At 76.0% G+C, this 10,315-nt stretch carries 1 protein-coding gene; it reads left to right on the top strand.

The window, feature by feature from the left end; genetic code table 11:
* Positions 1-9 precede the first annotated feature (9 nt).
* Entirely contained in the window at positions 10-10,308 is a 10,299-nt protein-coding gene (locus tag GA0070560_RS17085) for a type I polyketide synthase (RefSeq protein ID WP_091298275.1), read from the top strand.
* Positions 10,309-10,315: the final 7 nt, after the last annotated feature.

A 10,315-nucleotide genomic window follows, 5' to 3' on the forward strand; every position in this document is an offset into this window, starting at 1 on the left:
GTGGCACTAATGGCGACTGAAGACACTCTCCGGGAATACCTGAAATGGGTGACCGCGGACCTCCACCAGACGAAGAGGAAACTCGGGGAGCTGGAGGCGGCACACCGGGAGCCCATCGCCATCGTCGGCATCGGCTGCCGGTTCCCGGGCGGCGTGCGGTCCCCCGAGGACCTGTGGCGGCTGGTCGCCACCGGCGGCGACGCCATCGCCGACTTCCCCGCCGACCGGGGCTGGGACCTGGAACGGCTGGTCCACCCCGACCCCGACCACCCCGGCACCTCGTACGTCGGGCAGGGCGGCTTCCTGGACTCCGCCACCGAGTTCGACGCCGGCTTCTTCGGCATCTCGCCGCGCGAGGCGCTGGGCATGGACCCGCAGCAGCGGCTGCTGCTGGAAACCTCCTGGGAGGCGTTCGAGCACGCCGGCATCGACCCCGCGACGCTCCGCGGCCACCAGGTCGGCGTCTTCGCCAGCACCACCGGCCAGGACTACGCGGCGCTGCTGCAGGCACCCCCGCCCGGCGTCGAGGGGTACGTCCTCACCGGCACCGCCGCCAGCGTCGTCTCCGGCCGGATCTCCTACGTGCTCGGCGTCGAGGGCCCCGCCGTCTCCGTCGACACCGCCTGCTCGTCGTCGCTGGTCGCGCTGCACCTGGCCTGCCACGCCCTGCGTCAGGGGGAGTGCACCCTGGCGCTGGCCGGCGGCGCCACCGTCATGTCCACCCCGGCCGCCTTCATCGGCTTCTCCCGGCAGCGCGGCCTCGCCGCCGACGGCCGGGTCAAGGCGTTCGCCGGGGCCGCCGACGGCACCGCCTGGGGCGAGGGCGTCGGCGTCCTGCTCGTCGAGCGGCTCAGTGACGCCCGCCGTAACGGCCACCCGGTCCTCGCCGTGGTACGGGGCAGCGCGGTCAACCAGGACGGCGCGTCGAACGGGCTCACCGCCCCCAACGGGCCCTCCCAGCAGCGGGTCGTGCTCCAGGCCCTCGCCAGCGCCCGGCTCTCCCCGGAACAGGTCGACGCGGTCGAGGCGCACGGCACCGGCACCAGCCTCGGCGACCCGATCGAGGCGACCGCCCTGCTCGCCACGTACGGGCAGGGCCGGCCGGCGGACCGGCCGCTGCGGCTCGGCTCGGTCAAGTCGAACATCGGCCACACCCAGGCGGCGGCCGGCGTCGCCGGCGTGATCAAGATGGTGATGGCGCTGCGGCACGGGACGCTGCCGGCCACCCTGCACGTCGACGAGCCCACCCCGCACGTGGACTGGACGGCCGGCGCGGTGTCGCTGCTCACCGAGGCGCAGCCCTGGCCGGCGGGGGAGCAGCCCCGCCGCGCGGGCGTCTCCTCGTTCGGCATGAGCGGCACCAACGCCCACGTGATCATCGAAGAGGCCCCGGCGGAGACCCCGGACGCCACCACCGCCCCGGTGGCGTCCGGCTCCCCGGCCGGCAGCGCGCAGGCCGGCACGGCCGGCGGTACTCCGGCCGCCGGTGCGGCCGCGAGCACGGCCGGTAGCGCCGACGCCGACGCCCGGGTGGACGGCCCGGCCCCGGTGACCGCCGCCGGACTGGTGCCCGTGCTGGTCTCCGCCCGTGACGCCGCCGGGCTCGCCGCCCAGGCCGGGCGCTGGGCCGACTGGCTCGACACCGACCCCGACGCCGCCGACGCCGGGCTGACCGATGTCGGCTGGTCCTCGGTCACCACCCGGGGCGCCCTGGAGCACCGGGCCGTCGTCCTCGCCGCCGACCGTGCCGACCTGCTGCGCGGCCTGCGTACCCTCGCCGACGGCGGGACCGCGTCCGGCCTCGTCGCCGGGGCCGGACCGCGCGGCGGGCAGCTCGCCTTCCTCTTCTCCGGCCAGGGCGCCCAGCGCCCCGGCATGGGCCGGGAACTGGCCGCCGCGTTCCCCGCCTTCGCCCGCGCGCTCACCGAGGCATGCGCCGCGCTCGATGAGCACCTGCCCCGGCCGCTGGCGCCGGTGCTGGCCGCCGAGCCGGGCACCGCCGAGGCCGACCTGCTCGACCAGACCGTGTTCACCCAGGCCGGGCTCTTCGCCGTCGAGGTGGCGCTGTACCGGCTGCTGGAGTCCTGGCAGGTCACCCCCGACGTGCTGATGGGTCACTCCATCGGTGAGGTGGTCGCCGCCCACGTCGCCGGGGTGCTCTCCCTGCCCGACGCCGCCGCGCTGGTCGCCGCCCGGGGCCGGCTGATGCAGGCGCTGCCCGCCGGCGGGGCCATGCTCTCCGTCGAGGCCGGGGAGGACGAGGTGGACGCCGTCCTCGCCGGGATCGACGGCCCGCTCGGTGTCGCCGCCGTCAACGGCCCCACCGCCGTGGTCGTCTCCGGCGCCGCCGACGCGGTCGCCGAGGTGGAGCGCGTCTTCACCGACCGGGGGACGCGCACCCGGCGGCTGCGGGTCAGCCACGCCTTCCACAGCCCGCTGATGGAGCCGATGCTGGCCGAGTTCGCCGCTGTGGTGGACCGGCTGGAGCTGCGCGCCCCCACCCTGCCCATCGTCTCCAACCTGACCGGCGAACCCGTCGAGGCGGAGGAGATCCGTAGCACCGCGCACTGGGTGCGGCACGTCCGGGACACCGTGCGCTTCGCCGACGGTGTCGAGCGGCTGCGCGCCCTCGGCGTCGGCACGTACCTGGAGGTCGGCCCGAGCGGCGTGCTCACCGCGCTGACCCGGGAGATCCTCGGCCCGGACGCCGACCCGACGACCGCCGTGGCGCTGCTGCGCCGGGACCGCCCCGAACCGGCGTCCCTGCTCACCGCCCTCGCCGAGCTGCACGTCGCCGGGGCGCCGGTCGGCTGGCGGGACCTCTTCACCGGCGCCGACCCCCGCCGGGTCCGGCTGCCCGGGTACGCGTTCCACCGCGAACGGTTCTGGCCCGAGCCGCCCCCGCCCGCCCCGGCCGGCGCGGAGTCAGGCATGGACGCCGAGTTCTGGGCGGCGGTCGAACAGGCCGACGTCGACGCGCTGCGCGACCAGCTCGGCGGTGACCCGGCCGGTGCCGCCGACCCGGTGGACACCCTGCTGCCGGCGCTGCCCGTGCTCGCCTCCTGGCGGCGCAACCGGCACGAGCGCTCCGTGGCCGACGGCTGGTCGTACCAGGTGGTGTGGAAGCCCGTGCCGGTCCCGGAGGGGGACCGGCCGACGGGGCGCTGGCTGCTGACCCTGCCCGCCGACGCCGCACCGGACTGGGCGGACGACCTGGCCGGCCTGCTCCACGCCGGCGGCGACGAGCCGGTGACGCTGCGCGTCGGCGCGGACGACCTGGACCGGGCGGCGCTCGCCGACCGGCTGCGCGCCGCCACCGGCGACCGGCCGGTCGCCGGGGTGCTGCACCTCGTCGCCGGCCAGGACCGGCTGCTGCCCGCGCACCCCGGGATGAGCGTCGCGGCCGCGACCACCCTCGTGCTGCTGCAGGCGCTGACCGACGTCGACCTCGACGCGCCGGTCTGGTGCGTCACCAGCGGCGCGGTCAAGGCCGGCCCCGCCGACACGGTCGACCATCCCCTCCAGACCCTGGTCTGGGGCCTCGGCCGGGCCGCCGCCGTCGAGCAGCCGCACCGCTGGGGCGGCCTGGTCGACCTGCCGGCCGCCGTCGACGACGGCGTGCTGCGCCGGCTCGCCGCCGTCCTCGCCGGCGGCAGCGGGGAGGACCAGGTCGCCGTCCGCTCCGGCGGTGTCTGGGGCCGCCGACTCGCCCCGGCCCCCGCCCCCGCCCCGGACCGGGGGGACTGGTGGGCCGACGGCACCGTCCTGGTCACCGGCGGCACCGGCGCGCTCGGCGGCCACGTCACCCGCTGGCTGCTCGACCGGGGCGCCCACCGGGTCGTCCTCGTCGGCCGGCGCGGCGCCGCCACCCCGGGCCTGCTCGACTCCTACGCCGACGACGGGCGGGTCACTGCCGCCGCCTGCGACATGACCGACCGGCAGGCCGTCGCCGCGCTGCTGGACTCGCTGCCCGAGCTGACCGCAGTGGTGCACGCCGCCGGCACCGACCAGCTCACCCCGCTCACCGGCACCACCCTCGACGAGTTCTCCCACGTCGTCGCCGGCAAGGTGCTCGGCGCGCTGCACCTCGACGAGTGCCTCGCCGACCGGCCGCTCGCCGCGTTCCTGCTCTTCTCGTCCATCTCCGGGGTGTGGGGCAGCGCCGGCCAGTGCGCGTACGGGGCCGGCAACTCACTGCTCGACGCGCTCGCCGTGCACCGCCGGGACCGGGGCCTGACCGCGACCGCCGTCTCCTGGACCGCGTGGGGCGGTGCCGACGGCATGGCCGCCAAGAACGCCGCCACCGAGCAACTGCACCGGATGGGCCTGCCCACCATCGATCCGCAGCGGGCCCTGGTCGCCCTCGACCGGGCGGTGCAGCGGCCCACCGCCTGCGTCACCGTCGCCGACGTCGACTGGAGCCGTTTCCACCCGGCGTTCACCCTCACCCGGCCCAGCCCGTTCCTGTCGGAGCTGCCGCAGGTGCGCGCGCTCGTCGAGGCCGAGGCGGAGAGCGCCGCCGCGCCGGCCGGCGTCGCCGACGCGCTGCGCCACCTGACCGACCTGCCCGAGGCGGAGCAGGAGCGGGAACTGCTCCGGATCGTCAACGAGCAGACCGCCCGGGTGCTCGGCCACGCCACCCCCGACGATCTGCGCGGCCGGCCGTTCAAGGACCTCGGCTTCGACTCGCTCACCGCCGTGGACTTCCGTACCCGGCTCAACGAGGCGACCGGGCTGCGGCTGCCGTCCACCCTGGTCTTCGACCACCCCACCCCGGCCGAGCTGGCCCGGCACCTGCGCGAGACGGTGTTCGGCGCCGACTCCGCCCACCCCGCCGAGCCGGCCGTGGCGACGGGGGCCGACGAACCGATCGCCATCGTCGGCATGGCCTGCCGGTACCCCGGTGACGCCCGGGGCCCGGAGGAGTTGTGGCGGCTCGTCGTCGACGGCGTCGACGCGATCGGCGACTTCCCGACCGACCGGGGCTGGGACACCCCCACCCCGGACAGTGGCTACGCCCCGGCCGGCGGCTTCCTGTACGACGTCACCGGCTTCGACCCGGCCTTCTTCGGCATCTCGCCCCGCGAGGCCCTGGCCATGGACCCGCAGCAACGACTCACCCTGGAGGCGTCCTGGGAGGTCCTGGAACGGGCCGGGCTCGATCCCACCTCGCTGAAGGGCAGCCGTACCGGCGTGTTCGTCGGCGCGTCCACCTCCGGTTACGGCACCGGGCTGACCGAGGTGCCGGAGGGCACCGAGGGCTACCTGATGACAGGTGCCGCGCACAGCATCATCTCCGGCCGGGTGTCGTACACCCTCGGGCTGGAGGGGCCGGCGGTCACCGTCGACACCGCCTGTTCGTCGTCGCTGGTGGCGCTGCACCTGGCCGGCGAGGCGCTGCGGCGCGGCGAGTGCGACCTCGCCCTGGCCGGCGGCGTCACGGTGATGGCCACCCCCGGCACGTTCGCCGAGTTCTCCCGCCAGCAGGGCCTGGCCGCCGACGGCCGGTGCAAGTCGTTCGCGGCCGCGGCGGACGGGACCGGCTGGTCCGAGGGCGTCGGCATGCTCCTCGTCGAGCGGCTCTCCGACGCCCGCCGCAACGGTCACCGGGTGCTGGCCGTCGTGCGGGGCTCGGCGGTCAACCAGGACGGCGCGTCCAACGGGCTGACCGCGCCGAACGGCCCGTCGCAGCAGCGGGTGATCCGGCAGGCCCTCGGCACCGCCGGGCTGACGAACGCCGACGTGGACGTGGTCGAGGCGCACGGGACCGGTACGACGCTGGGCGACCCGATCGAGGCGCAGGCGCTGCTGGTCACGTACGGGCAGGACCGGGACGGCCACGAGCCGCTGCTGCTCGGCTCGATCAAGTCGAACATCGGGCACGCGCAGGCGGCGGCCGGTGTGGCCGGCGTGATCAAGATGGTGCAGGCGATGCGGCACGGTCTGGTGCCGGCGACGCTGCACGTGGACGAGCCGTCGCCGCACATCGACTGGTCGGCCGGGGCGGTGGAGCTGGTGACCGAGGCGCGGCCGTGGCCGCAGGTGGACCGGCCGCGTCGGGCGGCGGTCTCCTCGTTCGGCATGTCCGGCACCAACGCCCACCTGATCATCGAGCAGCCCGACGAGTCCGACGACGCCACCGGAAGTTCCGAGCCGGTCGTCGGCCCCGGGCTGATCGCTTCCGACGTCGTCGCCTGGCCGGTGTCGGCCCGATCGACCGCGAGCCTCGCCACCCAGGCCGCCCGGCTGGCCGCGCACCTGCGCGAGCAGGCCGAGGTGGATCCCGCCGCCGTCGGCTGGTCCCTGGCCACCACCCGCGCCACCCTCGACCAGCGGGCCGTGGTGATCGGGTCCACCGCCGACGAGCTGCTGTCCGGTCTGGACGCCGTCGCGGCCGGTCTGCCGGCGGCCAACGTGGTGTCCGGGACGGTGTCGGGCCACGGCGCGGGTCCGGTGTTCGTGTTCCCGGGTCAGGGGGCGCAGTCGGCGGGGATGGCGGCCGGTCTGGTCGGTCGGACTCCGGTGTTCGACGCGAAGCTGGCTGAGTGTCAGCAGGCCCTGGCTCCCTACCTGGACGTCGATCTCGTCTCCGTGTTGACGGGTGACGACGAGTCGTGGCTGGAGCGCGTCGAGGTGGTGCAGCCGGTCCTCTGGGCTGTCGGCATCGCTCTCGCTGAGGTGTGGCAGCACGTGGGCGTCACTCCGCAGGTGGTGATCGGGCATTCGCAGGGTGAGATCGGAGCGGCGTGTGTCGCCGGGATCCTGACCTTGGAGGATGCGGCGAAGACGGTGGCGTTGCGGTCCCGGGCGTTGGCGGTGTTGCGGGGCACGGGCACGATGGCCTCGATCGACCTGCCCGCCGACGCCGTCACCGAGCGGCTGCCCGCGTTCGAGGGTGTCGGTGTGGCCGCCGTCAACGGCCCGTCGACCGTGGTCGTCTCCGGCCCGCCGCAGCCGGTGGCGGATCTGGTCGAGGCCTGTCAGGCCGACGGGATCCGGGCAAGGTTGATCCCCGTCGACTACGCCTCGCACTCCGCCGCCGTGCAGGAGGTCGCCGAGCAACTGCGCGCGGACCTGGCCGACATCACCCCGCAGCCCGGCCACACCCGCCTGGTGTCCACCCTGACCGGGGGGTGGGTCGACCCGGCCACGATGAGCGCCGACTACTGGTACGACAACCTGCGTCAGACCGTGCAGTTCGACGCGGCGGTGCGGGTGGCGATCGCGGCCGGGCACCGCACGTTCGTCGAGATCAGCCCGCACCCCGTGCTCACGATGCCGGTCACCGCGATCCTGGACGACACCGACACCAGTGGGCACACCCTGGGCAGTCTGCGTCGAGGCGACGACGACGCGACCCGGTTGTTGACCAACCTGGCCACCGCGCACACCATCGGCCTGCCCGTCGACCTCAGCACGGTCCTGACCCGCACGCCGACCGTCGACCTGCCCACCTACCCGTTCGCCCGGGACCGCTACTGGTTGCAGAACACCGGCGTGAGCAGGGCCGGGCTGCCGTCGGTCGGCCTGGACGCCGTCGACCACCCGCTGCTCAGCGCCGTGGCCGACCTGCCCGGCGACGAAGGGCTGCTGCTCACCGGCAGGATCAGCCTCGCCACCCACCCGTGGCTCGCCGACCACGCCGTCCTCGGCACCGTCCTGCTGCCCGGCACCGCACTGGTCGAGCTGGCCTCCTGGAGCGGCCGGCACGTCGACGCCGCCCACGTCACCGAACTCGTCCTGGAAGCCCCGCTCGCCATCCCGGACTCCGGTGCCGTGGACCTGCGGGTCCGGGTCGGCGCGGCCGACGACGACGGCCTCCGGCCGGTCTCCGTCCACTCGTACGCCGACGACGACGGCGACCGGTCCGGGACGGCCCGGCAGTGGCGGCGGCACGCCCACGGCCTGCTCGCCCCCACCCGACCGGTCACCGCCGGCCCGGCCGGCGCCTGGCCCCCGGCCGACGCCGAGCCGATCGCCCTCGACGCGCTCTACCCGCACCTCGCCGCCGGCGGCTACCACTACGGCCCGGTCTTCCAGGCGCTGCGCGCCGCCTGGCGGCACGGCGACGACATCCTCGCCGAGGTGTCCCTCGACTCCGACACGGCCACCGACACCGCCGCGTTCTCCGTGCACCCCGCGCTGCTCGACGCCGCCCTGCACGCCATCGGCGCGAGCGCACTCGACCGCGCCGACACCGCGCCGACCGACGGCGACACACAGCCCGGACTGCCGTTCTCCTGGACCGGGGTGGCGATCCAGCCGACCCGGGCCCGGGAACTGCGCGTCCGGCTCACCGCCGGTGAGGGCTCCGTCGCCGCCACCGTCACCGACACCGGCGGCGTGCCCGTCGCCTCGCTCGACGCCCTGGTGCTGCGACCGGTCACCGCCGACCAGCTCGGCGCCGCCCGACGTACGGCGCAGCGGTCGCTGCACCGGCTCGACTGGACCGAGCCGACCGCCGCGCCGGCCGGGGCCCCGCCGCGACTCGTCGCGCTCGGCGACGCCTGGCCGGGCGTTGACGCGTACCCGGACCTGGACGCCCTGGTCGCGGCCGTGACCAGCGGTGCGGCCGTCCCCGACGCGGTGCTCGCCGCGTGCTTCGGGCAGCGTGCCGACGAGCCGAACCCGGCGCGGGCGGCGCACCTGGTCAGCCACGAGACCCTCGCCCTGGTGCAGGACTGGCTCACCCGGCCGGAACTGGAGACGGCCCGGCTCGTCGTGATGACCCGGGGCGCGGTCGCCGTCGACGCCGACGACCGGCTCACCGACCTGCCCGCAGCCCCCGTGTGGGGCCTCGTGCGCTCCGCCCAGTCGGAGAACCCGGGCCGGATCGTGCTGCTCGACGTCGACGACGACCCCCGCTCCGCCGCCGCGCTGCCCGCCGCCCTGGCCTGCGGTGAGCCCCAGCTCGCCGTCCGTGCCGGCCGGCTGCGGGCACCCCGGTTGGCCCGGCTCGGCCCGCCCCCGTCGGACACCCCCGACCTCTCCACCGGCACCGTCCTGGTCACCGGCGCCACCGGTGCGCTGGGCCGGCTCGTCGCCCGGCACCTGGTCACCCGGCACGCGGTACGCCGGCTGCTGCTGGTCAGCCGCAGCGGCCCGGACGCCCCCGGCGCGGACGCGCTCGCCGCCGAGCTGGCCGGCCTCGGCGCCACCGCCCAGGTGGTGGCCGCCGACGTCACCGACCGCGACGCCCTCGCCGTGCTCCTCGACGAGATCCCCGCCGACCGGCCGCTCGTCGGCGTGGTGCACGCCGCCGGGGTGCTCGACGACGGGGTCCTACCGGCGCTCACCCCTGCCCGCTTCGACGCCGTCCTCGCGCCGAAGGTCGACGCCGGGTGGCACCTGCACGAGTTGACCGAGAAGCTGGACCTGGCCGCGTTCGTGCTCTTCTCCTCCGCGTCCGGGCTGTTCGGTGGGCCCGGGCAGGCCAACCACGCTGCCGCGAACGCCTTCCTCGACGCCCTCGCCCAGCACCGCCGTGCGCGCGGGCTCACCGTCACCTCCATGGCGTGGGGACCGTGGGCCAACCCCGACCTGCCCGGCGGACAGCCCGGCCACGTCGACGAGCACCGGATGAGCCGTGGCGGCTTCCACCCGCTCGACGCCGACGAGGGCATGGCCCTGTTCGACGCCGCGCTGCGTTACCCCGACCCGGTGGTCGTACCGGTCAGCCTGGACCTCGGGGTGCTCGGCCGGCTCGGGCCCGCGCTGCCCCGCCTGCTGCACGGCCTGGTGCGGTCGGCCGCCGCCCCGGCGGCCCCGGCCGCCGACGCCGCGGCGGCGCTGCGCGACACCCTCGCCGGCACCCCCGAGGCGGAGCGGGACCGGGTGCTGTCCGACCTGGTCCGCACCCACGCGGCGGCGGTCCTCGGGTACGCCTCGATGCGCGCCGTCGCCGAGGACAAGGGCTTCGTCGAACTCGGCTTCGACTCGCTGACCGCGGTGGAGTTCCGCAACCGGCTCACCGCCGCCACCGGGCTGCGCCTGCCGTCCACCCTGATCTACGACCGGCCCACCACCACCGCGCTGGTCGGCTACCTGCGCGGCGCGCTGCTGGCCGAACAGACCACCTCCGCGCTGTCGGTGCTCGGCGAGCTGAACAAGCTGGAGACCGCGATGCGGGCGGTCGCCGACGACGACACCGACCGCACCGCCGTCGCCGCCCGGCTGCGGGAACTGCTGACCCTGTGGACGTACGCCGAGCCCGACGCCGACGATGCCGCCAAGGCTGACGGCAACCTCGCCTCCGCCACCGCCGAGGAGATCTTCCACCTGCTCGACGACGAGCTCGGAACGGCCTGACCGCGGA

The organism is Micromonospora halophytica, assembly GCF_900090245.1.
Taxonomy (GTDB): Bacteria; Actinomycetota; Actinomycetes; order Mycobacteriales; family Micromonosporaceae; genus Micromonospora; species Micromonospora halophytica.

What these genes read in the sequence shown, in the direction of transcription:
- GA0070560_RS17085 (WP_091298275.1), top strand. Translation starts at nt 10, where the DNA reads ATGGCGACTGAAGACACTCTCCGGGAATACCTGAAATGGGTGACCGCG.